Source organism: Planosporangium spinosum, from assembly GCF_049999945.1.
Taxonomy (GTDB): Bacteria; Actinomycetota; Actinomycetes; order Mycobacteriales; family Micromonosporaceae; genus Planosporangium; species Planosporangium spinosum.
In genome coordinates this window covers 74,666-101,107 of sequence record NZ_JBLYUB010000005.1, presented here as the reverse complement: position 1 = coordinate 101,107, position 26,442 = coordinate 74,666, and the positions used below count along the sequence as shown (strand labels likewise).

Here is a 26,442-nt window from a genome sequence, read left to right as displayed (position 1 = left end):
CCGGTCAGCTCACCAGACCAGCGCGGAACGCCGAGGCCACCGCGTGCGCCCGGTCCCGGGCACCCAGCTTGCGGAACAGCCGCCGGGCATGGGTCTTGACCGTGTCCTCGGAGACGTACAGATCCCGACCGATCTCGGCGTTGCTCTTGCCGTCCGCCATACCGCGGAGCACCTGCAACTCCCGCTCGGTGAGCTCGACCCGGCGGCGCGGTGGCTCGGCCACCGCGTCGCCGCGCTGGTGGGGTACCGCCGTCATGGTGCGCAGCGGCGACCCGGCGCCGTCGGCGTCGGCCCCGGGCAGGCTCCTGGCCAGGCCGTTGACGCCTCCGTTCAGCCCGATCGTCCGGGCCGCCACCGGGGCGCCGTTCAGTGCCCCCGTGGCGGGCGGGCGGCTGACCGCCGGCTGCGTCAACAGCAGCAGCACGGCCTTGGTCACCAGGGTCACGGCGTCCGTGTGGTCGGCGCGGATGACGCCCCGGGCGCCGGCGGCGATGGCCGCCGCGGCGTTGCGCGGCTCCTCGATACCGAAGAAGACGATCGTCGCACCCGGTGAGGCCGCCAGCGCCCGCCGGGTGAAGTCGGCACTGTCCGGACGCGCCACGGCCGTGTCGACCAGTACCAGCTCGGCCGGCTCCGCGGCGAGCTGCGACACGGCCTCGGCCGTACTCAGGGCCGTCCGCACCGCGGTGCCGACGCCGAGCCGACTCGCCGACGCCCCGATCGCCTGGGCGGCCAGCGGCGTCCTCACACAGACCAGAACCGTACGCAACGCCTCTCCCCTCTCCTGTGAGGGGACCACAAATGTGGGCAAATCAGTTCTGCTTTCCCCGGAATCGCCCCTCGCCCGTACAACGGCCCGAGAGAGCAGAACGCAACGGGTGGTTTGTAAGCAGCGTTTTTGGCAAGTCATCTCAACCGCACGTACGGAAGGAGGGTGCGCATGACGAACGTCGCTCGGCTGCCCGGTCCCATCGCCGACATATGGGATTGGCAGCGCATGGGACTGTGCCGGGGCCGGGACAGCGCCCAGTTCTTCCACCCCGACGGTGAGCGGGGCGCGTCCCGGGGGCGGCGAGAGGCCGCCGCGAAGCAGCTGTGCCGCAGCTGTCCGGTACGTGCCGAGTGTGCCGCGCACGCTCTCGCGACCCGCGAGCCGTACGGCGTCTGGGGTGGCTTCACCGAGGCCGAACGGCTTCGGTTGCTGGCAACTGGGTGGGAGGACACGGCCGACCGGCAACAGTCCCGCGTCGACGTAGGCCGTCTGGAGGCCCGTCTCGGGCTACGACCGACGCCGCAGCGCACGGTCGTACCGGTCGCACCGCCGGCCCGACGGCCGGCGAACAGCCGTGGTCACGGGCCGTCGCGTGAGCAGGTCCCACAGCGCCGCCAGGTGCCGGGACGTGGTCAGACGCCGGGTCATGACCGGGCACCGGGGCACGGCCAGCCACCGGGCGGCGCCGCCCCGACGGGCGGGCGGCAACCGTCACGGATGCCGCCGGCACAGCGCCCGGCCGCCGCGGCTGCCGTACCGCGCACCGCTCCCGCCGTACCGCGCACCGCTCCCGCCGTACCGCGCACCGCTCCCGCCGTCCTGGCCCAGCAGGGGATGCTCCCGGTACGCCGGTCCGGGCTCACGTCCCGGCCCGCGGTCGCCGGCTGACGCCGTGCTGCCTCACCCCGGCGGGGGTGAGGCACCTCGGCGGCCCCGCCCTCCACATCCGTGACGGTCAGTTGACCGTCACGTCGACGTGGTGCCAGCCGGTCGCACCGTCGGGCGCGGGCGGGCGCTCGGCCTGCGGCTGGGTCTGCCCGCCGTTGTCGGTCGCGCGTACCTGGAGCCGGTGCCGCCCCGCCGGCGCGTCCCACTGCCAGGTCCACTGCCGCCAGGTGTCCACCGACGGGACGGCCCCGAGCGTCGCCACCTGCCAGGGTCCTTCGTCGACGCGTACCTCCACCCTGCTGATCCCGCGGTGCTGCGCCCACGCCACGCCCGCCACCACCACCCGGCCCCGCCGGATGGTCGACCGCCCGCGCGGGGTGTCGATCCGGGACTGGGTACGGACCGGGGCCTGCGCCGCCCAGCCGCGCCGGACCCAGTACGCGTCGAAGTCGTCGAAGCTGGTCAACTCCAGCTCGGCCAGCCACTTGGTGGCCGACACGTAGCCGTAGAGCCCGGGCACCACCATGCGGACCGGGAAGCCGTGCGCGAGCGGCAGCGGCTCCCCGTTCATGCCGACGGCCAGCAGCGCGTCACGGCCGTCGGTGAGCGCCGCCGTGGGCGTACCCGCCGTGAACCCGTCCACCGAGCGGCTGACCACCTGGTCGGCGCCGCCGAGCGGCCCGGCCTCGGCGAGCAGGTCGGCAAGCGGTACGCCGAGCCAGCGCGCGGTGCCGATCAGCTCCCCGCCGACCTCGTTGGAGACGCAGGCCAGCGTGATGTACCGCTCGGCCATGTCGCGGGCGAGCAGGTCGGCGTAGGTCAGGGTCAGCGGCCGGCGTACCCGGCCGTGGATACGCAGCCGCCAGGTGTCGGGGTCGACCTGCGGCACGCTCAGGGCGGTGTCGATGAGGTAGAAGTTGCGGTTGCCCGTGACGAACGGGGTCAGGCCGGGCAGGTGGGCGTCGACCGCCGCGGGCAGCGACGCCGCGGGGCTTGCCGGGACCGGCAGCGTCACCGAGGCCCGGGCCGCCGATACGCCGCGGCGGGTCGCCAGCCAACGGCCGGCGGCGGCCGCGCCGAGGCCGGCACCGAGCGCCGCGCCGGACAGCCGGAGGAAACGCCGCCGACCCCGGTCCGGGTCCTGCTCGGCCGATCCGGCCTGCTCCGTCGCTCCGGCCTGCTCCGCCACTACGGGGCGCGGGACGGGGTCGGGGCGCGGGACGGGGTCGGGGCGTGGGACGAGCCGCCCCCGCAGGGCCAGCAGCACCCCGGCACCGACGAGTGCGCCGACCGCCGACGGCAACGCGTACCACCAGGTGGCGCCGGGCCGGGTGAGCGCCGCTACGGCCCCGACGACGCCGAGCAGGGCGACGCCGGCCAGCCCGAACCGGGGCCGGCGTACCACGACCACGCCCGCCACCGCCGCGAGCCCGGCGACCAGCAGCGCCGTACCGGTCATCAGGGCGGCCTTGTCATGGGTGTAGAAGACGTCGACCGCGAGGTTCTTGACGGGGGCGGGCACCGCGTCGACGACCACGCCACCGACCGCGACCAGGGGCGCGGCCCGCGCGCCGACCGGCACCGCGAGCAGTTCGGCTACCCCGAGCGCGACCGCGGCCGAGGCGAGACCGGCGAGGGCGCCGTATCGGCGGTGGTCCACGCCTCCAGTCTTGCGCAGTCGGCGGTCCTGCGCGCCGCCGGGGCGCCGCCGGGGCGCCACCTCCAGCATCGAAAGAACGATCCCGCAGGCACCCGTGGAACAACGATCAAGCAGGCACGCGTGGAACAACGATCCCGCAGGCACCCGTGGAACAACGATCACCCGGGGCACGCCTGGAACGTGGAAACGGCCGGCTCACCCTCTCCGAAGAGGGCGAGCCGGCCGTTTGGGTCGGTTCCGGTCAGAAACCGGGGCCGTGCTGGTGTCCGTGGCCGTGGCCGTGACCGTGACCGGCCGCCGCCGGCTCGGGCGCGGCGGGCTTCTCCACCACAAGGCTCTCGGTGGTGAGCAGCAGGCCCGCGATCGAGGCCGCGTTGGCCACCGCGCTGCGGGTCACCTTCACCGGGTCGACGATGCCGGCCTTGACCAGGTCGACGTACTCGCCGGTCGCGGCGTTGAAGCCGGTGCCCCACTCCGCGTCGCGGACCCGCTCGACCACGACGTACCCGTCGAAGCCGGCGTTCTGGGCGATCCACCGCAGCGGCTCGACCAGGGCGCGGCGCACGATCTGCACGCCGACCGCCTCGTCGCCACTACGGTCGAGGTTGCCGTCCAGCACGTGCGAGGTCTGCACCAGCGCCGCGCCGCCACCGGGGACGATGCCCTCCTCGACGGCCGCCTTGGTCGCGGAGATGGCGTCCTCGATGCGGTGCTTGCGCTCCTTGAGCTCCACGTCGGTGGCCGCGCCGACCTTGATGACGGCGACGCCGCCGGCGAGCTTGGCGAGGCGCTCGTTCAGCTTCTCGCGGTCCCAGTCGGAGTCGCTGGCCTCGATCTCCTTGCGGATCTGCTCGACCCGTGCCGAGATGTCGGCCTCGCTGCCGGCGCCGTCGACGATCGTCGTGTTGTTGTTGGTCACGACGACGCGGCGGGCCTGGCCGAGCTGCTCCAGGCCGACCGAGTCGAGCTTGTAGCCCAGCTCGGGCGCGACCAACTCGCCACCGGTGAGGATCGCGATGTCCTGCAGCATGGCCTTACGGCGGTCACCGAACGCCGGCGCCTTGACCGCGGCGACCTTGAGGGTCTTGCGGATGGAGTTCACGACGAGCGTCGACAGGGCCTGGCCCTCGACGTCCTCGGCGATGATCAGCAGCGGCTTGCTGGCCTGCAGGACCTTCTCCAGCAGCGGCAGCAGCTCCTCGATAGCACTGATCTTCTGCGTCGTGATCAGGATGTACGGGTCCTCGAGGACGGCCTCGCCGGCTTCCGGGTCGGTCTGGAAGTACGGCGAGATGTAGCCCTTGTCGAACTGCATACCCTCGGTGACCTCGAGCTCGGTCGCGAGGGTCGAACCCTCCTCGACCGTGATGACACCGGTGCGGCCGACCTTCTCCATGGCCTCGGCGATCAGGTCACCGATCGTCGGGTCCTGCGCCGACACGGTCGCCACCTGGGCGATCTCGTCGCGGCTGGCGACCTCGGCGGCCTTGCCCCGCAGCGCCTCGGCGATGGCCGCGGTAGCCGCGTCGACGCCCCGCTTGAGACCGGTCGGGCTGGATCCGGCGGCGACGGCGCGCAGGCCCTCGCGGACCATCGCCTGGGCCAGGACGGTCGCCGTGGTGGTGCCGTCACCGGCGACGTCGTTGGTCTTGGAGGCGACCTCCTTGACCAGCTGCGCGCCGAGGTTCTCGTACGGGTTGGCGAGCTCGATCTCCTTAGCGATCGTCACGCCGTCGTTGGTGATGGTGGGTGAGCCGAACTTCTGCTCCAGGACGACGTTGCGCCCACGGGGGCCGAGCGTGACCTTGACCGCGTCGGCCAGCGCGTTGACGCCGTGCTCGAGCCGGTGGCGGGCGTCGTCCGCGAAGCTCAGGATCTTCGCCATATGGGGTTCCCTTCACGAGCCACCGCCCCGGGGCCGGCGCTGGTCGCGCACCGGACCCGGGGCGGCGTCCACGGGTGTTAGTGGGTCACTTCTCGATGACCGCGAGGACATCCCGGGCGGAGAGCACCAGGTACTCCTCGCCGCCCCACTTGACCTCGGTGCCTCCGTACTTGGAGTAGATCACCGTGTCGCCGACCTTCACGTCGACCGGGATCCGGTTGCCCTTGTCGTCGAAGCGACCCGGGCCCACAGCGAGGACGGTGCCCTCCTGCGGCTTCTCCTTCGCGGTGTCGGGGATGACGATGCCCGACGCCGTGGTGGTCTCGGCCTCGTTCGCCTGGACCAGAATGCGGTCCTCGAGCGGCTTGATCGCAACCTTCGTCGCGGTAGTCACGGGCATACCCTCCTGGGGTATTAGGTTCGTGTCTCCTGCCGCCTGGCGCTTCCGTCGTCGCGGGTGCCGGAAACTCCGGGCTAGGCACCTGTGTGTTTGGCACCCTCAGGGTGAGAGTGCTAACCGGAGGTTATTCCCAGAGCTAGCACTCCGTCAAGGAGAGTGCCAACGAACACTCACGCCGACACACCCGCGGATGACCGCCCAGCGGGACTGCCCATCCTGGCGTCGCTTAATCAGCCCGGACGGTATCGACTCCATCGCCGCCGGTGACACCGGTCGCCGTCCGGCCGACGGCAGGCCATATTGGGTAACGGGGCGGCATCCGGTCACGACAGGTCGGTCCCGCGTAGTGCAAAGTGCGCCGGCCTCGGGTAGAGCACCATGCGCCACACTCCCGAGTGCACCACCACGTCATCGGAGCCACCCACACGAGGAGGTGATCTGCATGCGGGCAACCGTCGGTGACCGACTGCACGTCCACGGGCGTACGGTCGGCGACAAGGACCGACTCGGAGAAATCATCGAGGTACGCGGCCGGGACGGCGCGCCGCCGTATCTGGTGCGCTTCCCGGACGGGCACGAGAGCCTGCTCTACCCCGGCCCGGACTGCGTGGTCGAGACCCGCGAGAACGAGAACGCCTGACGGCGGGAACACCGTCCGGAAACGGACGTTCCCGGGCGGCCCGGACGATACGGCGTCCGGACCGCCCGGCGTCCCCGCACCGGCCCGCCCGGCGTCCCCGCACCGGCCCGCCCGGCGTCCCCGCACCGGCCCGCCCGGCGTCCCCGCACCGGCCCGCCCGGCGTCGCCGCCCTCGTGGTCGCCCACAATGGCGCGATGGACACCGACCAGCTGGCGACCCTGCGTAGCGTCGAGGGTGCGCGGGCGCTCGCCGCCGCCACCGAGGTCGCCGACCTCGACCCGCTCGCGGCGGCATCCGCGCTGCGGTCCCGGGAGATCGCGTCCGACCTGGCCGCCGCCGCGCTGACCCAGGCGGTACTGCGCCGCCGGGCCGGCACGAAGTTCGGCGCCGACGCGGCCGGGATGTTCTTCACCAGGGCCGGGCTGGAGCAGGCGACCCGCGCCGAGGTGGCGGCCCGCCGCGCGGCCCGGCTGGCGGCGTCCGGCGCCCGTACCGTCGCCGACCTCGGCTGCGGTGTCGGCGCCGACGCGATCGCGTTCGCCCGGGCCGGGCTGCGGGTACTCGCCGTCGACGCCGACCCGCTGACCGCCGCGGTGGCGAGCGCGAACCTGGTCGCGCTCGGCCTGGCCGACCGGGCCACCGTGACCGCGGCGGACGCCCGCGACGTCGCGCTCGACGAGGTGGACGCGGTCTTCTGCGACCCGGCCCGGCGCACCGCCACCGGGCGACGGGTGTTCGACCCGACCGATTACTCCCCGCCATGGGACTTCGTCGCCGGCCTCGCCCGGCGGGTGCCCCGGACGGTGCTCAAGCTCGCCCCCGGTATCGACCACGCGCTCATCCCGGACGGCGCCGAGGCCCAGTGGGTGTCGGTGCAGGGCGAGGTGGTCGAGGCCGCGTTCTGGTGCGGTCCGCTGGCCGAGGTACCCCGGCGCGCGACCGTCCTGCGCGGCGGGCAGGAGCACGAGCTGACCGGGAGCGGCGAGGAACAGGCACCGGTCGGCCCGGTGCGCCGCTACCTGTACGACCCCGACGGCGCCGTCGTCCGGGCGCACCTCGTCGCCGAGTTCGCCGCGACCGTACGGGGGACGCTGGCCGACCCGACGATCGCCTACGTCTACGCCGACGACCCGGTGCCCACCCCGTACGGGCGGTGCCTGGAGGTGCTGGACGCCCTGCCGTTCTCGGTGAAGCGACTGCGTGCGGCGCTACGGGCCCGGGGGGTGGGCCGGGTCACGATCGCCAAGCGCGGCTCGGCCGTCGACATCGAGCGGCTGCGCCGCGACCTCAAACTGGTCGGCGCCGGTGAGCTGACGGTGGTGCTCACCCGGGTGGCCGGAGCGCCGACCGCGCTGCTGTGCACACCGGCCTGACGGCCCGCCCGGAGCCACGCGGTTTCTGTCGCGGCCGCTCGCGACCGCGCCGGCTCCGCCGGCCCGGACCGTACCGTCGGTGCCGGGTCCGGTGGCGGGTTCAGTGCCGGGTCCGGTGCTGGCGCAGGTCGCGTACCTGGCGCAGCGCACCGCAGCCGCCGGCCCGGAAGGTGCGGGTGCGCCACGTTGCCGATGGCGGGTCCTGTCCGGTCACCGCCGCGCCCCGACCGGCCGTGGTCACCGCCGGCCGGTTGCAGCGCGCCTCGGTCCGGTGCACGGTCGCCGTGGCCCTCCGGTGCACCGCCGACGTCGCTCCGGCCCACGCGCAGGCGGCCAGCAGCACCACCGCGGCGAGGACGCAGGCCGGCACCCAGGCGTACGCCCGGCGACTCCCCGTCATTGCGGACACCTCCATCGTCGGCCCCAAGATAGGTGATCGCGGCCGGCCGGGCCATCCGGCGCCCGGACGCCCGCCGCTGCGGACGGTGCCGACGCCGACCGGTACCCTGCGTGTCGTGGCAGGGCAGGGTACGCCGGCGACCGTGCTGCTCGGCAAGCAGAAGGTCGCCCACCAGGTGCACTCGTATCACCATGATCCCCGCGCCGAGTCGTACGGGGCGGAGGCCGCCGCCGCCCTGGGCATCGACCCCACCCGGTGCTTCAAGACCCTGGTCACCACCGTCGACGGGGCGCTGACCGTCGCCGTCGTACCGGTGACCGGCGCACTGGATCTCAAGGCACTCGCCACCGCCGTTGGCGGCAAGCGCGCCGCCATGGCCGATCCGGCCCAGGCCGAGCGGGCGACCGGGTACGTGCGCGGCGGCATCAGCCCGCTGGGGCAGCGCAAGCGGCTGCCCACCGTCGTCGACGCCTCGGCGTCGGAGCACGGGACGGTGTACGTGTCCGCCGGCCGGCGCGGGTTGGAGATCGAACTGGCCCCGGCCGACCTGGTCCGGCTCACCGGCGCCACGGTGGCGCCGATCGCCGCGCCGTAGCCCCCCGCTCCAGCCCCCGCTCCGCGACCGTGGACGCTCAGGGGGCCTGCCGCACCGTCACGTGTCCACGATCTACGAAGAGACGGTCGCCGTGCCGTGCCAGGAGCGCCACGGCGCGGCGTACGCGCCGTCGGCCTCGATCAGCTCCCGGTGGCTGCCCAGCTCGGTGATGCGCCCGTCCTCGACGACGGGGAGGGTCTTCATGGTGATCCTGACCCTATGGGGGTACGCCCGCCCACCGCTTTCGGTTTTCCTCCTGTTCAGGCGGACGAACTGTTCGGGCGGACGAACCGGGACGGGTGACCACCTCGCCCGGTCGACCCGACGTCACCGTGATATCCCGCTACAGTCACCTCGGGTTTACCCGACAGCCCTACGTTTCACCTGCCGGAAGGCGTCAACCCTTCACCTGCCGAAGGCGTCGAACAAGGAGAACGAGTACAGATGGCCGAGGTAGTTTCCGCGATTGCCGTGCAGGTCGTCAGCGCCCTGCTGATCTCCCTCATCATGGCCGCGGCCAAGCGGCTGACCGGTCAGCCTGCCTGACCGGCGGACCCGACTGACCGCCGCAGCCGCACGGCCCGGTACGCCTATCGGTCGACCGGCGTGAAGTCCCACGAGTGGGGGCGTCGGGCGACCAGGTGACCGGGTGGCGCGGGCAGCTCCTCCGGAGCGCCGCGCCACTTCGAGATCACCACGATCCGGTCGTCAGCCGAGGAGAACACCTCGGTGCTGACATGCAGCGGGCGGCTCTCGATCTCGGGTACGCCCGCCTCGCACACCCAGGACAGCAGGTCGGCGAAGCCCTCCGGGTGGGCTCGCACCTCCCACATCCGTACGATCACCGCACTCCCCTCCCCCGTCGCCGGCGGCCGGCGATCTCGCCCGGCCGCCACGGCCAGGGACCTTACCCCGCCACCACGCCCAGCGGCAGCGCGGAGTCGGCCGGCAGGTCCAGCGCGCTCGGTTGGGCGCCGGCGGCCACGAGATGCGAACCGAGCGCCGCGACCATGGCGCCGTTGTCGGTGCACAGCTTCGGCCGCGGTACCCGGACCGTGATCCCGTACTTCGCCGCACGCTCCTCGGCCACCGCGCGCAGCCGCGAGTTGGCCGCCACCCCGCCGCCGATCACGAGCGTGCCCACGCCGTGGGTGCGGCAGGCGTCGACCGCCTTCGTCGCGAGCACGTCACAGACCGCCTCCTGGAAGCTGGCCGCCACGTCGGCCACCGGTACCGGTTCGCCGGCCCGCTGCCGGGCCTCCACCCATCGGGCGACGGCGGTCTTCAACCCGGAGAACGAGAAGTCGAACCGGTGGTGCTCCAGGTCGCGCGGGCCGGTGAGGCCGCGCGGGAAGCTGATGCTGGCCGGGTCTCCCTCGCGCGCGGCCCGGTCGATCGGCGGCCCGCCCGGGAACGGCAGCCCGAGCAGGCGGGCGACCTTGTCGAACGCCTCCCCCGCCGCGTCGTCGATGGTGGCGCCCAGCGGGGTCACACCGGCGGCCAGGTCGTCGACGACGAGCAGGCTGGAGTGCCCGCCCGAGACCAGCAGCGCCACGGCCGGCTCGGGCAACGGGCCGTGTTCGAGGGTGTCGACAGCCACGTGCGCGGCGAGGTGGTTGACGCCGTACAGCGGCTTGTCGGCGGCGAGCGCGTACGCCTTGGCCGCCGCGACGCCGACCAGCAGCGCACCGGCGAGGCCGGGGCCGGCGGTGACGGCGATCGCGTCGACGTCGGCGAGGGTCACACCGGCGGTGTCGAGTGCCCGCTGCACGGTCGGCACCATCGCCTCGAGGTGGGCGCGGCTGGCGACCTCCGGCACCACCCCGCCGAAGCGGGCGTGCTGGTCGACGCTGGACGCGACCGCGTCGGCCAGCAGCGTGTGCCCCCGGACGATCCCGACCCCGGTCTCGTCGCAGGACGTCTCGATGCCCAGAACCAGCGGTTCGGATGTCATACCGGCTCCTCCCGGGACGTGCCGGACTCTGCTGATGCCTGCTCCTGCGACACGTGGAAATCCTCTGCTGCCTGCTCGCGCGCCATGCCGCAATCCTCTGCTGCCTGCTCGCGCGCCATCACGAGCGCGTCGGTGTTGCTCGGCTGGTAGTACCCGCGGCGCACGCCGACCGCCTCGAATCCGTACCCGGCGTACAGCTTCTGCGCGGCGACGTTGTCCACGGCGACCTCGAGGAGCACCCGCTGCACCCCACGCCGCCGCGCCTCGGCGAGCAGCGCCTCCAGCAGCGCCCGCCCGAGGCCCCGGCGCTGGGCGTCCCGGCGGACCGCGATGTTCTGCACCCAGCCCTCGTCGGGCGGGTTGACGGCCAGTCCGGCGTACCCGGCGACCCCGGCCTCGTCGGTCGCGACGAGGTAGTGGTGGCCCGCGGCGAGCTCGTTCCAGAACATCGACGCCGTCCAGCGCTCCTCGCCGAACAGGTCCGCCTCGATCGGCAGCAACTGTTCGATGTGCCACCAGCGCAGCCGCTCGATCGTCACTGGAGTACGGACTTCCGCGGCTGTCCGGGCAGCGTCGCGTCGGGGCGGCGCAGGTAGAGCGGGGTGAGCGGCTCGCCCGGGGCGCGCCCGCGGACCCGGTCGGCGGCCAGCGCGGCCAGCGCCTCGGGCGACGGGTAGCGCGGCTCGCCGGCCGGCAGGCCCAGGTCGTACTTTTCCGCGCCCTCGCCGACGACCCGCTCGGCCCCCGCCGCGGCGGCGCGGCCGGCAACCTCGTCGGGCCGGTCGACGGCCGGACCGGTGATCCGCTCGCCGTCGGCGTAGAGCGCCCAGTACAACTCCTTGCGACGGGCGTCGGTGGCGGCCAGCACCGTGCCCGGCTGCCGCCAGCCCAGCGCGTCGAGTGAGCAGACGCCGTAGGTCGGGATGGCGAGGCTGTGACCGAGCGCGGCCGCGGTCACCAGGCCGACCCGCAGGCCGGTGAAGGGTCCGGGCCCGAGTCCGGCGACGACAGCCGCCAGTTCGCCGGGCTTGACCCCGGCGTCGCCGAGCACGCCCCGGACCGCCGGGGCGAGCAGTTCGCCGTGGGCACGCGCGTCGACGCTCACCCGCTGCGCGAGAATCTCGACCCCGTCGGGCCGCAACGCGGCGAGGGCCGCGGTGACGGCGGGAGTCGCCGAGTCAACCACCACTACGAGCACGCAGCAACCCTAGTCCGCTCCGATGGGTCACCGGGCAACGACTCCGGTTACCGGGACGCCGCCGCCGGCAGGGTCGCCAGCCGGGCCGCCCAGTCACCGCCGTGCCCGACCAGGTCGACCACGCGCGACTCGTCGTCGCGACGGTCGATGCGCACCTCCAGGTACGCGTCGACCATCTGCTCGACCAGCCCCTCGCCCCACTCGACGATGGTCACCGACTCGTCCACGGTCGCGTCCAGGTCGAGGTCGTCGACCTCGGCCCGCGGGTCCGGGACGGCACCGAGGCGGTACGCGTCGACGTGCACCAGCGGCACCCGGCCGCCGCGGGCCGGGTCGGGCCGGTGCACCCGGGCGATGACGAACGTCGGCGACGTGATCTCACCGCGGACACCGAGGCCGGCGCCGATGCCCTGGGCCAGCGCGGTCTTGCCGGCGCCCAGCGGGCCGTTCAGCACGACCAGGTCCCCGGCGCGCAGCAGCCGCGCGAGCGCCTGCCCGAAGGCCCTCGTGTCGTCGACGGTGCTCAGTACAGCTGTCATGACACCCTCTGCAGAAACGAACCGATGGCCGCGTTGACCTCGTCGGCATGCTCGAGCAGTACCACGTGCCCGCCGTTCTCCACGACCACCATCTCCGCGTCGGGCAGCGCCTCGCAGATCTCCCGCGAGTGCGCCAGCGGGGTCAGCACGTCGAGGTCGCCGCAGACGACGAGCACCGGCACGTCGCGCAGGGCGGCGAGGGCGAGCAGACGGGCATGCGTGTAGAGCGTACGCAGGTAGCGGGCGATCACCTCGGCCGAGGTCGACGAGTTCATCTTCTCGACGTAGGAGACCAGGGCCGGGCTGGGGCGCTCGGTACCGAAGCCGTACCGCCGGGTCAGCAGCCAGGCCAGGTCGGTGCCGGCCTTGCGGGCCCGGTCGACCATCGCCACGGTGATCTTGCCGGCGTTGCGGACCAGCGGCATCAGCGGGTGCCGGAACCGCGCCACCACCTCCGGCAGGCCGAAGGTCACCTGGTCGAGGTTGCCGGCCGAGGTGGAGACCATGACGACCCCGGCCACCCGGTCGACGAACAGGTGCGGCGCGCGGTCGGCCAGCGCCATGATCGTCATGCCGCCCATGGAGTGGCCCACGAGCACGATGCGGCCGGTCGGCGCGGTCGCCTCGATCACCGCCTCCAGGCCGGCGGCGAGCGCGTCGAGGGTGTACTCCCCCTCCCGCAGCCGCCCGGACCGGCCGTGCCCCGGCTGGTCGTAGAAGACCATCCGGTACTGGCCGGAGAAGGCGCGCCGCTGGAAGTGGAACGTGCCCATGTCCAAACAGAAGCCGTGCACGAAGACCACGGTCAGGTCGTCCGGGCCGGTCTCGGACTTCAGCAGCTCCACGTGCAGGTCGACGCCGTCCGGGGTGGTGACCGTCAGCTCGTCGTCGTGCGGCAGGACGCCGAACGGCTCGTCGACGAACGGGTCGTCCACCCGTTGCGAGCGCCGTACCAGCATCCGCTCCGCGGCGACCCCGGCGGCGATGCCCGCCGCCGCCACACCGACGATCGCGCCGAAGAAGCCCGCACGTCGGGCAGATTTCGTCCTAACCAACCCTGCCCCGCTCCCCGTCGTAGTGCCGCGGCACCCGGGCGCTGCCGAACCGCGTTACGATCTCGTAGTTGATGGTGTCGCACGCGCGCGCCCAGTCGTCGGCGGTCGGTTCGCCGCCGTCACCGGGGCCGAACAGCACCGCGAGATCACCCGCGGACACCTCGTCGTCGCCGCAGTCGACGACGACCTGGTCCATGCAGACCCGACCGGCGATCGGGTGCACCTTCCCACCCACGGCGACCGGGCCGCGGCCGCTGGCGGCGCGGGGGACGCCGTCGGCGTACCCGAACGGGACGACCGCGAGCGTCGTCTCGGCCGGCGTGACGTAGGTGTGGCCGTAGGAAACGCCGGAGCCGGCGGGGACCCGCTTGGTCTGCATGACCCGCGCCCGCGCGGTCATGGCCGGCCGCAGGCCGAAGTCGCGATCCGGGATCGGCGACAGCCCGTACATGGCGATGCCGGCCCGGACGACGTCGAAGTGCGCGTCGGGGCGGGTCAGGATGGCCGCCGAGTTGGCGAAGTGCCGGACCCGGGGGTTGACCCCGTAGCGCGCGGCCACGGCCAGGGCGTCGCCGAACCGCTCCAGCTGGGCGTCGACGGAGGGGTGGCCGGGCTCGTCGGCGCGCGCGAAGTGGCTCCAGACGCCGACCACCTCGATCGCGCCGTCGGCCTGTGCCTTGGCCGCCGCCTCGAGCAGCGCCGGCCACTCCACGGGGGTCGAACCGCCCCGATTGAGGCCGGTATCGATCTTGAGGTGCACCCGGGCCGGCCGGCCGGCCCGGCGGGCCGCCGCGACCAGCTCGGCCAGGTCGTCCAGCGTGGCGGCGGACAGGTCGATGTCGGCCGCCACGCCGTCGTGCAACGGCAGCCCGGGAGCCAGCAACCAGGCCAGTACCGGTGCGGTGATCCCGGCCGCCCGCAGCGCGAGCGCCTCGCCCAGCGTGCAGGCCCCCAGCCAGGTGGCGCCGGCCTCCAGCGCGGCCCGGGCGACGGGCACCATGCCGTGGCCGTACCCGTCGCCCTTGACCACCGCCATCACCTCGGCCGACGTACGGCTCCGGAGCAGAGCCACGTTGTGCCGGATCGCGTCCAGGTCGACGCGTACTTCCGCCTGCCACATGCCGACCAGAGTAGCGATACCTCCGGACGATGCCCGGTAGGTGAACCTTTGACTACTTCTGGTAGATCGCGTCCGGCGCCTCGGTCACCTTGGTGGTCGGCACCTCGGCGGTCACGGGCGCGCCGAAGTCGGATAGCGTCCCGTTGTACGCGAGGTCACTGCCCGAGTCCACGCCCGGCAGCGTCACGTTGAACTCCGAGACGTACCCCTGCGCGTCGACCTTCGCGTTGAACTGCACCGCGCCGGCTTTGGCGCCACCGGACCTGATCGCCGACTCGAGCATCTTCCGGCCACCCTGGGTGGCGACGGTCACCTTGTTGAGATCCAGGGTGCCCTGGAAGAAGTTGGCGCTCGGCGATTCGACCGTGACGGCACCGGTGAGCAGAGCGAGGCCGAACATCGGGTCGGTCGCGACGATCAGGTCGTGGTCGGCCGGGATCTTGGCGATCACCAGGTGCAGGGTATGGCCCTGGAGGTCCTTCAGGCCGCCCAGGTACAGGTCACCGTCGGTGCTGACGAGGTGCATCGTCTCCCCGTCACTCTCGCCGTCCAGCGCGGCGACCTTCTTGGTGGCGTCGTAGACACCGGAGATCTTGTCGGTCGCGTCGCCCAGCGTGAGCTTGACGTTCACGCCCGCGGTCTTGGCCACCGCAGCCGCCAGCAGTTCAGCGGGCTTGGGCGACGGCGAGGGGGTCGGCTTGGCGGCGGCCGGGCTCTCCTTGTCGCCACCCGACGAACAGGCCGACAGCGGGACGAGGAGCGCAGCGGACAGCGCCACGCCGGTGGCGAGCTTGCGAAGCATGGTCATCCTTCGATTCCGGGGTGGATCGCCCGGCAGCGCCGGGCACGAAGATCGCATGCTAGATGATCTATCTAACCCGCCGGATCACCCGGTGGCGCCGACTTCGCTATGCGTTCCGCCACACCCCGTCCCGCGGTCGCCTACTCCGCCACACCCCGGCCGCTCACGGTCGGTCACTCCGCCACATCCCGGCCCGCGCCAGGGCCGGCCGCAGCGCCTCGGCCACGTCGGCCGACGTCACCGGCCCCGACTCGGCGGCGTACCGGCCGGCCAGGCCGTGCGCGTACGCCGCCGCCACCGCCGCCCGCTCCGGCGGCAGACCCGCCGCCAGCAGGGCGCCGAGCAGCCCGGCCAGGACGTCGCCGGTACCGGCCGTCGCCAGCGCCGGGGTGCCGGTCGGGTTGACGTAGGCCCGGCCGTCCGGCGTGCCCACGATCGTCCGGTCGCCCTTGAGCAGGACGACGACGCCGGTACGCGCGGCGAACCGCAGCGCCGCCGTCACCCGGTCATCGCCCGGCTCGGCGCCGGCCAGCCGCGCGAACTCCCGGTCGTGCGGGGTCACCACGACCGGGGCCGACCGCCCACGCAGCACGTCCACACCGGAGCCCGCCAGCAACGTGAGCGCGTCCGCGTCCAGGCAGGCCGGTACCGGCGCGTCCAGGACCGCCCGCAGCTCGCCCGCCGCCCGGTCGTCGGTGCCCAGCCCGCACCCGCATGTCCAGGCCTGTACCCGGCCGGCATCGGCCACCCGTCCGGTCGGGATGACCGACGGATACCGGTCGCGGACCGCGTCGACGGCCGCACCCGCGTACCGGACCATGCCGGCCGGCCCGGCCAGCGCACCGGCCGTCGACAGCAGCGCCGCCCCGGGGTACGTCGCCGAGCCCGTGGCCACGCCGATCACGCCCCGGGTGTACTTGTCGTCACCCGGCCTCGGCTGCGGCCACCACCCGGCGACGTCCTCGAGGTCGGGCATGCGCACGGCCGGCTCGTCGGTCAGCCACGGTCCGAGCCCGATGTCGACCAGGTCGACCAGCCCGCTGTGCACGGCGCCCGCGCCGATCAACAGGCCGGGCTTGAGCACCCCGAACGTGACGGTGACGTCGGCGGTCACCGCCGCGCCGGGAACCGCCCCGGTGTCCGCGTCGACGCCGGAGGGCAGATCCACGGCGACCACGGTGGGACGGTCGCCGTCCGTACCGCGCGCGGCCGTGGCGCGCGCCACCAGGTCGGCCGCGTCCTCGCGCAACGCGCCCCGCCCGCCGATGCCCAGGATCCCGTCGACCACGAGGTCCACGGTGGCCGGGACGGCGTCGCAGGTGCGGCCGCCGGCCGCGGTCAGCGCCGCCAGGCCGCCGGCGTGGGCCCGCTCCGGGTTGAGCAGCAGCGCGCTCACCGCCACACCCCGGCGGGCCAGGTCGGCACCCGCGTACAGGGCGTCCCCGCCGTTGTTGCCGGCGCCGACGAGCAGCAGTACCCGCCGGCCGTACCCGCTGCCGTACCGGTCGCGGAGCAGCACACCGCAGCGGCGGGCCAGCCCCGCGGCGGCGCGCCGCATCAGCGTGCCCGCCGGCAGGGTCGCCATCAGCGCCTCCTCGGCGGCGCGGACGCTCGCCACCCGCCAGGCCGGCCTCATTCGGCTCCTCCCTGGTCCGGTAGGTGCTCGGCGACCACCATGGCCGAGGCGATACCCCCGTCGTGGGACAGCGACAGGTGCCAGCGGGTCACGCCCCGCTTCCTGGCCTCGGCGGCCACCGTGCCCGAGACGGTCAGCCACGGCCGCCCGTCCGGGTCACTGACCACCTCGCAGTCGTGCCAGTGCAGGCCCGCAGGTGCGCCCAGCGCCTTCGCGACCGCCTCCTTGGCCGCGAACCGGGCGGCGAGGGACTCCGGCGAGCGGGGGTTGCCGGACGCGGTCTTCAGCTCGGCCTGGGTGAAGAGCCGGTCCGCGAGCAGTGGCGTACGGGCCAGAGCCCGGGCGAACCGCTCCACGAGGACGACGTCGATGCCGACAGCGACGATCACAGGTACACCCTGACACGATGCCGGAGATCTTGGACACGTGGGCCGGCCACAGGCGGTCCACGTGTCCAAGATCGGCGAGAGCTACTCGACCGTCACCGACTTGGCCAGGTTGCGGGGCTGGTCCACGTCGTGGCCCCGGGCGGTGGCGATCTCGCACGCCAGCACCTGTAGCGGCACCGTCGTGACCAGCGGCGCGAGCAGCGTAGGCGTCGGCGGGACGACGATCAGGTGGTCGGCGTACGCGGCCACCGCGTCGTCGCCGGCTTCGGCGATCACAACGGTACGGGCGCCGCGGGCGCGTACCTCCTGGATGTTCGAGATGACCTTGTCGCGCAGCACGCCCCGGCCACGGGCCGACGGGACGATGCACACGACCGGCGTACCCTGCTCGATCAGCGCGATCGGGCCGTGCTTGAGCTCACCGGCGGCGAACCCCTCGGCGTGCATGTACGCCAGCTCCTTGAGCTTGAGCGCACCCTCCAGGGCCACCGGGAACCCGACGTGCCGGCCGATGAACAGCACCGAGCGGGCGCTGGCCAGGTCGCGCGACAGCGCCCGGACCGGCTCCATCTGCTCCAGCACCCGGTCCACCTTGGACGGCGTGTCGCGCAGCTGGTCGACGACGGCGGCCACCTCGTCGGCGTACATCACGCCGCGCACCTGAGCCAGGTGCAGGCCGACCAGGTAGCACGCGGCGAGCTGGGTGAGGAACGCCTTGGTGGACGCGACCGCGATCTCCGGCCCGCCGTGGGTGTAGAGCACCGCGTCGGACTCGCGCGGGATGGTCGAGCCGTTGGTGTTGCAGATCGCCAGGACCCGCGCCTTCTGCTCCTTGGCGTGGCGCAGCGCCATCAGCGTGTCCATGGTCTCGCCGGACTGCGAGATCGCCACGACCAGCGTGGACCGGTCCAGCACCGGGTCGCGGTAGCGGAACTCGCTGGCCAGCTCCACCTCGCACGGGATGCGCGTCCAGTGCTCGATGGCGTACTTGGCGACCAGGCCGGCGTGGTACGCGGTGCCACAGCCGACGATGAAGACCTTGTCGACGTCGCGCAGGTCCTGGTCGCTCAGGCGCACCTCGTCCAGGGTGATCTCGCCGGTATCCGACAGCCGGCCGCGCAGCGTGTCGGCGATCGCCTGGGGCTGCTCGGCGATCTCCTTGAGCATGAAGTAGTCGTAGCCGCCCTTCTCGGCGGCCTTGGCGTCCCAGTCGATGTGGTAGTCGCGCCCCTCGGCGGCGTTACCGTCGAAGTCGGTGATCTCGATCGCCTCGGTGGTGATCAGGACGACCTGGTCCTGACCCAGCTCGATCGCCTCGCGGGTGTGCTCGATGAACGCGCTGACGTCGCTGGCGAGGTAGTTCTCGCCGGCGCCGCGGCCGACCACCAGCGGCGAGTTGCGGCGGGCGCCGACCACCGCGCCCGGGGCCTGCACGTCGACGGCGAGCAGCGTGAACGCTCCTTCGAGCCGCCGGCAGACCCGGCGCATGGCCTCGGCCAGCCGCGCCGGCGGCGTCGGGCCATCCACCGTGGCCAGTTCCTCGGCGAGCAGGTGGGCCACGCACTCGGTGTCGGTCTCGCTGGCGAACTCGACGCCGCGCGCCTCCAGCTCGGCGCGCAGCCGGCCGAAGTTCTCGATGATGCCGTTGTGGATGACCGCCACCCGGCCGTCGTGCGAGCGGTGGGGATGCGCGTTGCGGTCGGTGGGGCCGCCGTGCGTGGCCCACCGGGTGTGCCCGATGCCCGTGGTGCCCTCGTCGAGGCCGGCGACGGCGTCGTCGGCCAGCGCCTTCTCCAGGTTGGACAGCTTGCCCGCGCGCTTCTCGGTCAGCAGCTCACCGTTGACGACGGCGACCCCGGCCGAGTCGTAGCCGCGGTACTCCAGACGGCGCAGTCCGTCGAGGACGATTCCCAGCGCCGGTCGACTGCCGGCGTAACCCACGATCCCGCACATGGTCGAAGACACTAGCAGGGTTCCGCGCAAAGTACATGAGCGAAACAGCCGCTTTCAATCATACGTGTTGCGCAATTTGCGGCCGGCGGGCGTACACCGTCGGGTCGACGCCCGCCGGTCACGCGGGGACGGGGCGGATCAGGTCAATGAGGACCGGATCGTCGCACCGCCGTCGATAACCAGGGTCTGCCCGGTGATCCAGGACGACGCCGGGCCGGCCAGGAACCCGATCGCCTCCGCGATATCCGTGGGCTCGCCGATCCGGCCCAGCGGCAGCTGCGCCTTGAGCTGCTCCTCGTGGTTCTCCCAGAGGGCACGGGCCAGCTTGGTACGGACGATGCCCGGGGCGACCGCGTTCACCCGCACCTTCGGTGCCAACTCGTGGGCGAACTGGCGGGTGAGGTGGATGACGGCGGCCTTGGTCGCGTTGTAGTACCCGATACCCGGCTCGGTCACCAGACCGCCGACCGACGCCACGTTCACCACCGTGCCGCCGTGCTCGGCCATCGACGCCTTCCACGCCAGCTGGGTCCATAGCACGATGCCGAACTGGTTGAGCCGCACGGTCTTCTCCGCCCGCTCGGCGTCCAGGTCGACCAGCGGGCCGAAGTACGGGTTGGTGCCGGCGTTGTTGACCAGCACGTCGACCCGGCCGAATCGCGCCATCGTGGCGTCGACGCAGGCGGCGGCCTGGTCGGGGTCCGCGGCGTGGGCGGCGTGGGCGAGCACCCCGACCTCCGGGTACGCCCGGGAGATCTCGGCCGCGACCTCGTCGAGCGTCCCCTGGTCGCGGGAGGTCAGCACGACGTTGCAGCCCCGCGAGGCCAGCAACTCGGCGGTGGCCCGGCCGATCCCCCGGGACGCTCCGGTCACGATCGCGGTACGGGCAGGCTGGTCGGTCATGGCGCCTCCTTGAGGGTGCGGGTCACGCCGAGACCGTACTACCCGTCGGTAACTTCCCCGCCGGGGGTGTCACGCCGCCGGGCTCGCCGCCCGGACCGCCGCCGCGATGCGCTCGGCCGACTCCTGCGCGACCGCCTCGGTCGCCGCCTCGACCATGACCCGGACCAGCGGCTCGGTACCCGACGGGCGCAGCAGCACCCGGCCGGTACCGCCCAGCTCCGCCTCCACGGCCTTCGCCGCGTCCAGGACCGGCGCGGCGGTGGCGGCTGCGGCGCGGTCGCCGACCCGCACGTTGATCAGCACCTGGGGCAGCCGGCGCACCACCGACGCGAGCTGGGCCAGCGGTTTGCCGGTCTCCGCCATGCGCGCCATGAGGTGCAGCGCGGTCAGGATGCCGTCACCGGTCGTGGCGTACGCCGGGAGCACGATGTGGCCGCTCTGCTCGCCGCCCAGGGCGAGGCCACGGGCACGCAGCTCCTCCAGCACGTACCGGTCGCCGACCTTGGTCTCGACCAGGTTGATCCCGGCGTCGGCCATCGCCAGCTTCAGGCCGAGGTTGCTCATCACCGTCGCCACGAGCGTGTTGTCGGTGAGCGTGCCGGCGTCGCGCATGGCCAGCGCCAGGATGCCCATGATCTGGTCACCGTCGACCTCGTCGCCGTCGGCGGTGACCGCGTGGCACCGGTCGGCGTCGCCGTCGTGCGCGATGCCCAGGTGCGCCTTGTGCTCGATGACGGCCGCGCGCAGGCCCTCCAGGTGGGTGGAGCCGCAGTTGTCGTTGATGTTCAGGCCGTCGGGCTCGGCCGAGATCGCGATGACCTCCGCACCGGCCTGCTCGTACGCCTCCGGCGCGATCATCGACGCGGCGCCGTTGGCGCAGTCGACGACCACCCGCAGCCCGTCGAGCCGGTGCGGGGTCGACGAGACCAGGTGCGTGACGTACGCCTCGGGCCCGTCGATCAGGTCGTGCACCCGTCCGATTCCGGCGCCGGTGGGCCGGTGCCACGACCCGCCTCCGCCGTTGACCAGCGCCTCGATCTGGTCCTCGACGTCGTCGGGCAGCTTGTGCCCACCGGCCGCGAAGAGCTTGATGCCGTTGTCGGGCATGGGATTGTGCGAGGCGGAGAGCATCACGCCGAGGTCGGCCCGGGTCGCGGCGACGAGGTACGCCACACCGGGCGTGGGCAGCACGTCGACGCGCAGGACGTCGGCGCCGGCGCTCGCCAGGCCGGCGACCACCGCGGCCTCCAGCATCTCGCCGCTGGCGCGCGGGTCGCGGCCCACGATGGCCCGCGGCGGGTGCGTACGGTCCCGCTCCGCGAGCACGTGAGCGGCCGCCTCCGCGACCGACAGCGCGAGCTGCGGGCTGAGGTCCGCATTGGCCAAACCGCGGACACCGTCGGTGCCGAAGAGACGACCCATGAATTACCTCCGCAAGGAACGAAACGGCCGGGCGCGCCCGAAGGGGTGCGCCCGGCCGCCGTCGATGATCCCGACCGACGAGAAGGAACGTCAGCGCTTCGAGTACTGCGGCGCCTTACGGGCCTTCTTCAGACCGTACTTCTTGCGCTCGGTGGCGCGCGCGTCACGGGTGAGGAAGCCGGCCTTCTTCAGGGCCGGACGGTCCTCGCTCTCCCACTCGACCAGCGCGCGGGCGATGGCCAGGCGCAGCGCGCCGGCCTGACCGGTGGTGCCGCCACCGCGCAGGTTGGCGTGCACGTCCAGGCTCTCGGCCTTTTCGGTCATCACGAGCGGCTCGCGCACCAACTGCTGGTGCACCTTGCTCGGGAAGTAGTTCTCCAGCGTGCGACCGTTCAGGGTGAACTGCCCGGTACCCGGCACCAGTCGCACCCGGACGATGGCCTCCTTGCGGCGGCCGACGGTCTGGATCGGACGGTCGGTGCGGCGGGGCCGCACGACGGTGGCGGTCGCCGTCTCGGTGGCGGTCGGCGTCTCGGTGGCGGTCGGCGTCTCGGTGGCGGTCGGCGTCTCGGTGGCAGCCGGCGCGGCGTCGGCCGGCGAGGTGGTGGTGGTCTCGCTCACGTCAGTTCCTTCGCCCGCGCTCACTGCGCGATCTGCTTGATCTCGAACGGCACCGGCTGCTGGGCGGCGTGCGGGTGCTCGGGGCCGGCGTACACCTTGAGCTTCGTGATCAGGCGGTTGCCGAGCTTGTTGTGCGGCAGCATGCCCTTGACGGCCAGCTCGACCGCCCGCTCCGGGCGCTTGGACAGCAGCTCCTCGTAGCCGACCCGCTTCAGACCACCCGGGTAGCCGGAGTGGCGGTAGGCCACCTTGGTCTGGCGCTTGTTGCCGGTCAGCGCGACCCTGGACGCGTTGACGACGATCACGAAGTCGCCGGTGTCCACGTGCGGCGCGAACGTGGGCTTGTGCTTGCCGCGCAGGAGCGTCGCTACGTGGCTAGCGAGCCGGCCCAGCACGACGTCGGAAGCGTCGATCACGTGCCACTGACGCTCAATCTCACCCGGCTTCGGGCTGTACGTACGCACAGGTCTACCTTCGTCTCGTCGGTTGCGGGTGTCGGCCCGGCTCCAGGCGGGCGACGCCACATTGGCGGGGCGCGCACCTGACAAGCGTACCCGAACGAGGGGACGCCCCAGCCATCGCACAACAGCGCACCACGATACCTCCGCTGACGCCGGTGGGTCAAAGTGACCTGGCGGACGCCACCGGGTCAGGCCCGCTGGAGCACCCAGGTGCCACCGGTGGTCGAACCCGGAGGCGGCCCCAGCTTGAGCGTGCCGCTGCCGCACTCGTACGTCCCCTCGCGCAGGATCGGCTGGACGTCCACGCTGCCCGCGCTCTGATTGGTCCCGGCGTTGGCGTAGTCGCCGAGCTTGGCATGATCGAACAGGCGGGCCTGTACCGGGGCGGTCATCTCGACGGTCACCGTGACCGCGCTCCAGTCGGTGGTGCCCACCGGCTTCCACACGCCGGTCGGCGTCGCGCTCGCCGGTACCTGCACCGCACCCTTGAGCGTTCCCCCGTACGCGAACTGCCCCTTGACCTCGGTGCCCGCCGCGGTGGTGGTGAACGTGATGGGCTGCGCGGCGGAGAAGTCCGCGGCCACCGACCCGTTCGGCGCGACCGTCAGCAACGCCCCGCCGCCGCCGGAGGCCGACCCGCGGGCGCCGCCGGCATCAAAGGCCATGGTCACCGCCGTGGTCTTCCAGGTACCCACCACGCACGGGTTGCCGACGCCGGAGGCGCCGGCCGTAGGGGTCGCGCCGGCCGAGGAGCCGACCGACGCACCGCTCGACGCACCCGCCGTGCCGGACGCCCCGGGCGACGCCGAACCGTTGATCGATCCGGTCGACGAGCAGGCGGCCAGCCCCATGGTCAACCCGGCCGCGGCGACGACGAGCTTCGTGGTACGCATCGGTACTCCTCCCGGTACGAATATGTGCCCGTTATACCCGCCGCGGGAGATTCACCAACCGCGAACTTTCCGCGGCCGCGTTAGCCGGCGGGAAACGACCGGGACCCGCCGCCGAAACGACCGGCGGGCAGGCTGGCGCGGCATGGGGGTACGCGACTCCGCGTCCGGCACCGCGACTACGTGCAGACCGTGGTCAAGCGCGGCTACCGGCTCCGCGTCGACTGATTCCGCCCGTGCGCCGACCCCCGCCCCTTGATCGACACAGCCGACCCCCGCCCCTTGATCGACACAGCCGACCCCCGCCCCTTGATCGACACAACGTCCGGGAAGTTGTGGTGTCAGCCCGCTACGGAGACCACGACTTCCCGGACGTTGTGCGGATCATCGGCCCGGCGTCGACCAGCCGAAGTGGTCGATCGGGCCGCCGCCCCGGCCGAGCGTCCAGCCGGCCGCGCCGGTGATCGCCCGGCTGACGAAGTCCTTCGCCCGCGCGACCGCATCCCCCGGGCTGTCGCCGAGGGCGAGCCGCCCGGCGATGGCCGTCGCGAACGCCGAGCCGGTGCCGTACCGGTTGCGGCTGGCCAGCCGGGGCGACCGCAGCATCCGGACCGAGCCCTCCAACCACATCGCGTCCACCGCCTCGTTCCCGACGACGAGGTCACCGCCGGTGACCACCACGTACCTCGGCCCGCCGGCCGCCAACTGGCTGGCCGCTCCGGCCATGTCGGCCGGGCTCGCCACCTGCCAGCCCAGCAGCTCAGACGCCTCCTCCCGGTCCGGCGTCGCGATCAAGGCGTACGGCAGGAGCCGCTCCAGCGCGGCGGTCAGGCCCTTGCGCGCCCCCTCGGTGGCGGTCAGCACCGGGTCGACGACCAGGTTGGGCAGGTCGCCGGCCCGGGCCCGCGCGGTGACCGCCGCGCAGGCGTCGGCCGTGGCGAACGTACCGGTCTTGACCGCGGACACCGGCAGGTCGTCGAGGACGGTGCCCACCTGCGTGGCCACCACGTTGGCCGGCACCGGGTACAGGTCGGCGGTGCCCCGGGTGTTGCGCGCCAGCACCGACGTCACCGCAGACGCCCCGTACACCCGCAGCGCCGCGAGCGTGCGCAGGTCACCCTGGATGCCATTACCACCGAGCGAGTCGGAGGCGCCGACCGTGAGCACCACCGGTGGTGTCATGCCGGTAGCGCTACCCGAAGAAGTTGTCAGTCCCACACCGGTTCGGCGCTCTCGGCCACCTCACCGTCACCACGGAACACCACGAACCGGTCGAACGACCGGGTGAACCAGCGGTCATGGGTGACCGCGACGACCGTACCCGCGAAGCCCTTCAGCCCCTCCTCCAGCGCTTCGGCGCTGGCCAGGTCGAGGTTGTCGGTCGGCTCGTCGAGCAGCAGCAGCGTCGCCCCGGACAGCTCCAGCAGCAGCACCAGGAACCGGGCCTGCTGGCCGCCGGACAGGGTGCCGAAGCGCTGCTCGGCCTGCGCCGCCAGTTCGTACCGCGACAGCGCCTTCATCGCGGCGTCGCGCGCCAGCCCGGCCCGTCGGTCGTCACCGTGCCAGAGGATCTCGACGAGGGTACGGCCGACCAGGTCCGGCCGGTCGTGGGTCTGGGAAAAGTGTCCGGGGCACACCCTGGCGCCCAACCGCGCGACACCCTCGTGCGCCACCGGCTCCGGCAGCCGGCCGTCCACCGGCGCATGGTCAGCGTCCGGATCGGTGCCGCCGCGGGCCAGCAACCGCAGGAAGTGCGACTTGCCGGTGCCGTTCGCGCCGAGCACCGCGACCCGGTCGCCGTACCACAACTCCAGGTCGAACGGGTAGGTCAGCCCGTCCAGCTCCAACTGCTCGCACATGACCGCGCGCTTGCCGGTGCGGCCACCGGCCAGCCGCATCCGGATCTCGGAGTCCTTCGGCGGCAGCGGCGGCGGCCCGGCCTCCTCGAACTTGCGCAGCCTGGTCTGTGCCGCCTGGTACCGCGAGGCCATGTCCGAGTTGTACGCCGCCTTCTGCTTGTACCTGAGCATCTGCTCACGCAGCTTGGCCCACTCCTCGTCCCAGCGCCGCCGCCGCTCCTCCAGCCGCTCGTGCCGGGCCGACCGGGCCTCGTACCAGGACGCGAACCCGCCGGGGTGCACCCACGCCGACCCACCCTCGACCGCCACCACCCGGTCGGCCGTCCGGGCGAGCAACTCCCGGTCGTGGGAGACGTACAGCACGCTCTTGCCACTGGCGGCCAGCCGCTCCTCCAGCCAGCGCTTGCCCGGTACGTCGAGGAAGTTGTCCGGCTCGTCGAGCAGCAGCACCTCGTCGGCGCCGCGCAGCAGCACTTCCAGGGCGAAGCGCTTCTGCTGCCCGCCGGACAGCGTGCGGACCGGCCGGTCGCGGGCGGCGCTCCACTGCTGGCCGAGGACCGCGACGCTGACCGTGTCGAAGAGGATCTCGGCCTCGTACCCGCCCGACTCGCCCCACTCCGCGATCGCGTCCGCGTAGGCCACCTGCGCCGTCACCGCCCCCGGGCTGAACTTCCCCCGGGTCTCGGCCGCCCGCATGTGCTCCTCGGCCCGCTCCAGCCGACGGCCCGCGGCGCGCAGCGCGGGTGGCAGCAGGCCGAGCGCCAGTTCCGCGAGCGTGCTCTCGTCGGCGACCGGTCTGGTCCGCGTAGCGGCGACCGGTGTGGCCCGGGTAGCTTCGCCCTGCGCCCCGGGCGGGTCGGCCACCATGCCGATGAACTGGCGCATCACCCCGAGACCGCCGACGCGACTGATCGTGCCGACCGGTACCGACAGGTCACCGGCGACCATCCGCAGCAGGGTGGTCTTTCCCGCTCCGTTCGGGCCGACGAGCGCCACCTTGGCGCCCTCGCCGACGCGGAACGACAC

26 protein-coding genes and 2 pseudogenes are annotated in these 26,442 nt (G+C 73.1%); 4 read left to right on the top strand and 24 right to left on the bottom strand.

The window, feature by feature from the left end; translation table 11 throughout:
• Window positions 1-4: 4 nt before the first annotated feature.
• A complete protein-coding gene (locus tag ACNTMW_RS08975) occupies window positions 5-769 on the bottom strand; it encodes a helix-turn-helix transcriptional regulator (RefSeq protein ID WP_426632955.1) in 765 nt (254 codons plus the stop codon).
• Between the two features lie 171 nt (window positions 770-940).
• On the opposite strand from ACNTMW_RS08975, the pseudogene ACNTMW_RS08970 reads away from it, so the two are divergent.
• A pseudogene (locus tag ACNTMW_RS08970) lies at window positions 941-1,312 on the top strand (WhiB family transcriptional regulator); the annotation flags it as partial.
• Between the two features lie 415 nt (window positions 1,313-1,727).
• Here the strand turns inward: ACNTMW_RS08970 and ACNTMW_RS08965 are convergent.
• The 3 genes from ACNTMW_RS08965 to groES form a co-directional block, all read right to left on the bottom strand.
• Window positions 1,728-3,389: a molybdopterin-dependent oxidoreductase gene (locus ACNTMW_RS08965; protein WP_426632954.1), complete on the bottom strand. Its 1,662-nt coding sequence runs from the start codon at window positions 3,387-3,389 to the stop codon at window positions 1,728-1,730.
• Between the two features lie 172 nt (window positions 3,390-3,561).
• Complete coding sequence (gene groL / locus ACNTMW_RS08960; RefSeq protein ID WP_426632953.1) at window positions 3,562-5,205, bottom strand: chaperonin GroEL; 1,644 nt, start codon at window positions 5,203-5,205, stop codon at window positions 3,562-3,564.
• 85 nt (window positions 5,206-5,290) lie between these two features.
• A complete protein-coding gene (gene groES, locus ACNTMW_RS08955) occupies window positions 5,291-5,605 on the bottom strand; it encodes a co-chaperone GroES (RefSeq protein ID WP_168116236.1) in 315 nt (104 codons plus the stop codon).
• 442 nt (window positions 5,606-6,047) lie between these two features.
• Here groES and ACNTMW_RS08950 point away from each other — a divergent pair, with 442 nt between their 5' ends.
• Together ACNTMW_RS08950 and ACNTMW_RS08945 are read left to right on the top strand one after the other, a co-directional pair.
• Window positions 6,048-6,245, top strand: coding sequence for a DUF1918 domain-containing protein (locus tag ACNTMW_RS08950; protein WP_426632952.1), 198 nt, complete (start codon window positions 6,048-6,050; stop codon window positions 6,243-6,245).
• 195 nt (window positions 6,246-6,440) lie between these two features.
• Window positions 6,441-7,619: a class I SAM-dependent methyltransferase gene (locus ACNTMW_RS08945; RefSeq protein WP_426632951.1), complete on the top strand. Its 1,179-nt coding sequence runs from the start codon at window positions 6,441-6,443 to the stop codon at window positions 7,617-7,619.
• 100 nt (window positions 7,620-7,719) lie between these two features.
• Here ACNTMW_RS08945 and ACNTMW_RS08940 read toward each other — a convergent pair whose 3' ends face one another.
• On the bottom strand, window positions 7,720-8,019 hold the full coding sequence (locus ACNTMW_RS08940) for a hypothetical protein (RefSeq protein WP_426632950.1): 300 nt from the start codon (window positions 8,017-8,019) through the stop codon (window positions 7,720-7,722).
• A 115-nt stretch (window positions 8,020-8,134) separates the two neighbouring features.
• On the opposite strand from ACNTMW_RS08940, the gene ybaK reads away from it, so the two are divergent.
• Window positions 8,135-8,614, top strand: a complete 480-nt coding sequence (gene ybaK, locus ACNTMW_RS08935) for a Cys-tRNA(Pro) deacylase (protein ID WP_426632949.1) — start codon at window positions 8,135-8,137, stop codon at window positions 8,612-8,614.
• Between the two features lie 72 nt (window positions 8,615-8,686).
• On the opposite strand, the gene ACNTMW_RS08930 is transcribed toward ybaK, so the two are convergent.
• From ACNTMW_RS08930 to ACNTMW_RS08840, 19 genes and pseudogenes are all read right to left on the bottom strand, one after another.
• Complete coding sequence (locus ACNTMW_RS08930; protein WP_426633170.1) at window positions 8,687-8,818, bottom strand: hypothetical protein; 132 nt, start codon at window positions 8,816-8,818, stop codon at window positions 8,687-8,689.
• A 386-nt stretch (window positions 8,819-9,204) separates the two neighbouring features.
• Window positions 9,205-9,459, bottom strand: coding sequence for a hypothetical protein (locus ACNTMW_RS08925; protein WP_426632948.1), 255 nt, complete (start codon window positions 9,457-9,459; stop codon window positions 9,205-9,207).
• A 62-nt stretch (window positions 9,460-9,521) separates the two neighbouring features.
• Window positions 9,522-10,568: a tRNA (adenosine(37)-N6)-threonylcarbamoyltransferase complex transferase subunit TsaD gene (gene tsaD, locus ACNTMW_RS08920; protein ID WP_426632947.1), complete on the bottom strand. Its 1,047-nt coding sequence runs from the start codon at window positions 10,566-10,568 to the stop codon at window positions 9,522-9,524.
• A gap of 92 nt (window positions 10,569-10,660) precedes the next feature.
• Window positions 10,661-11,107, bottom strand: a pseudogene (gene rimI / locus ACNTMW_RS08915) (ribosomal protein S18-alanine N-acetyltransferase); the annotation flags it as partial.
• Window positions 11,104-11,766, bottom strand: coding sequence for a tRNA (adenosine(37)-N6)-threonylcarbamoyltransferase complex dimerization subunit type 1 TsaB (gene tsaB, locus ACNTMW_RS08910; RefSeq protein ID WP_426632946.1), 663 nt, complete (start codon window positions 11,764-11,766; stop codon window positions 11,104-11,106). The gene tsaB and the pseudogene rimI, both read right to left, overlap by 4 nt.
• 47 nt (window positions 11,767-11,813) lie before the next feature.
• Complete coding sequence (gene tsaE / locus ACNTMW_RS08905) at window positions 11,814-12,305, bottom strand: tRNA (adenosine(37)-N6)-threonylcarbamoyltransferase complex ATPase subunit type 1 TsaE (protein ID WP_426632945.1); 492 nt, start codon at window positions 12,303-12,305, stop codon at window positions 11,814-11,816.
• A complete protein-coding gene (locus ACNTMW_RS08900) occupies window positions 12,302-13,360 on the bottom strand; it encodes an alpha/beta fold hydrolase (RefSeq protein WP_426632944.1) in 1,059 nt (352 codons plus the stop codon). Before ACNTMW_RS08900 ends, tsaE begins: the two co-directional genes overlap by 4 nt.
• Complete coding sequence (gene alr, locus ACNTMW_RS08895) at window positions 13,353-14,480, bottom strand: alanine racemase (protein WP_426632943.1); 1,128 nt, start codon at window positions 14,478-14,480, stop codon at window positions 13,353-13,355. The genes ACNTMW_RS08900 and alr overlap by 8 nt, the downstream gene beginning before the upstream one ends.
• Window positions 14,481-14,532: 52 nt before the next feature.
• Window positions 14,533-15,288, bottom strand: coding sequence for a hypothetical protein (locus ACNTMW_RS08890; protein ID WP_426632942.1), 756 nt, complete (start codon window positions 15,286-15,288; stop codon window positions 14,533-14,535).
• 157 nt (window positions 15,289-15,445) lie between these two features.
• Complete coding sequence (locus tag ACNTMW_RS08885; RefSeq protein WP_426632941.1) at window positions 15,446-16,918, bottom strand: NAD(P)H-hydrate dehydratase; 1,473 nt, start codon at window positions 16,916-16,918, stop codon at window positions 15,446-15,448.
• On the bottom strand, window positions 16,915-17,307 hold the full coding sequence (locus ACNTMW_RS08880; protein ID WP_426632940.1) for a holo-ACP synthase: 393 nt from the start codon (window positions 17,305-17,307) through the stop codon (window positions 16,915-16,917). The genes ACNTMW_RS08885 and ACNTMW_RS08880 overlap by 4 nt, the downstream gene beginning before the upstream one ends.
• Before the next feature lie 81 nt (window positions 17,308-17,388).
• Window positions 17,389-19,260 carry a glutamine--fructose-6-phosphate transaminase (isomerizing) gene (glmS, locus tag ACNTMW_RS08875; RefSeq protein ID WP_426632939.1) on the bottom strand — a complete coding sequence of 624 codons (1,872 nt, stop codon included), beginning with the start codon at window positions 19,258-19,260 and terminating at the stop codon, window positions 17,389-17,391.
• 138 nt (window positions 19,261-19,398) lie between these two features.
• Entirely contained in the window at window positions 19,399-20,163 is a 765-nt protein-coding gene (locus ACNTMW_RS08870) for an SDR family oxidoreductase (RefSeq protein WP_426632938.1), read from the bottom strand.
• 69 nt (window positions 20,164-20,232) lie between these two features.
• Window positions 20,233-21,585, bottom strand: a complete 1,353-nt coding sequence (gene glmM, locus ACNTMW_RS08865) for a phosphoglucosamine mutase (RefSeq protein ID WP_426632937.1) — start codon at window positions 21,583-21,585, stop codon at window positions 20,233-20,235.
• A gap of 90 nt (window positions 21,586-21,675) precedes the next feature.
• Window positions 21,676-22,080 carry a 30S ribosomal protein S9 gene (gene rpsI, locus ACNTMW_RS08860; RefSeq protein WP_426633156.1) on the bottom strand — a complete coding sequence of 135 codons (405 nt, stop codon included), beginning with the start codon at window positions 22,078-22,080 and terminating at the stop codon, window positions 21,676-21,678.
• 146 nt (window positions 22,081-22,226) lie between these two features.
• Window positions 22,227-22,670 carry a 50S ribosomal protein L13 gene (gene rplM, locus ACNTMW_RS08855; RefSeq protein WP_426632936.1) on the bottom strand — a complete coding sequence of 148 codons (444 nt, stop codon included), beginning with the start codon at window positions 22,668-22,670 and terminating at the stop codon, window positions 22,227-22,229.
• Window positions 22,671-22,855: 185 nt separating this feature from the next.
• On the bottom strand, window positions 22,856-23,560 hold the full coding sequence (locus ACNTMW_RS08850) for a hypothetical protein (RefSeq protein ID WP_426632935.1): 705 nt from the start codon (window positions 23,558-23,560) through the stop codon (window positions 22,856-22,858).
• A 381-nt stretch (window positions 23,561-23,941) separates the two neighbouring features.
• On the bottom strand, window positions 23,942-24,739 hold the full coding sequence (gene thiD, locus ACNTMW_RS08845) for a bifunctional hydroxymethylpyrimidine kinase/phosphomethylpyrimidine kinase (protein WP_426632934.1): 798 nt from the start codon (window positions 24,737-24,739) through the stop codon (window positions 23,942-23,944).
• A gap of 26 nt (window positions 24,740-24,765) precedes the next feature.
• Window positions 24,766-26,442, bottom strand: a complete 1,677-nt coding sequence (locus ACNTMW_RS08840; RefSeq protein WP_426633155.1) for an ATP-binding cassette domain-containing protein — start codon at window positions 26,440-26,442, stop codon at window positions 24,766-24,768.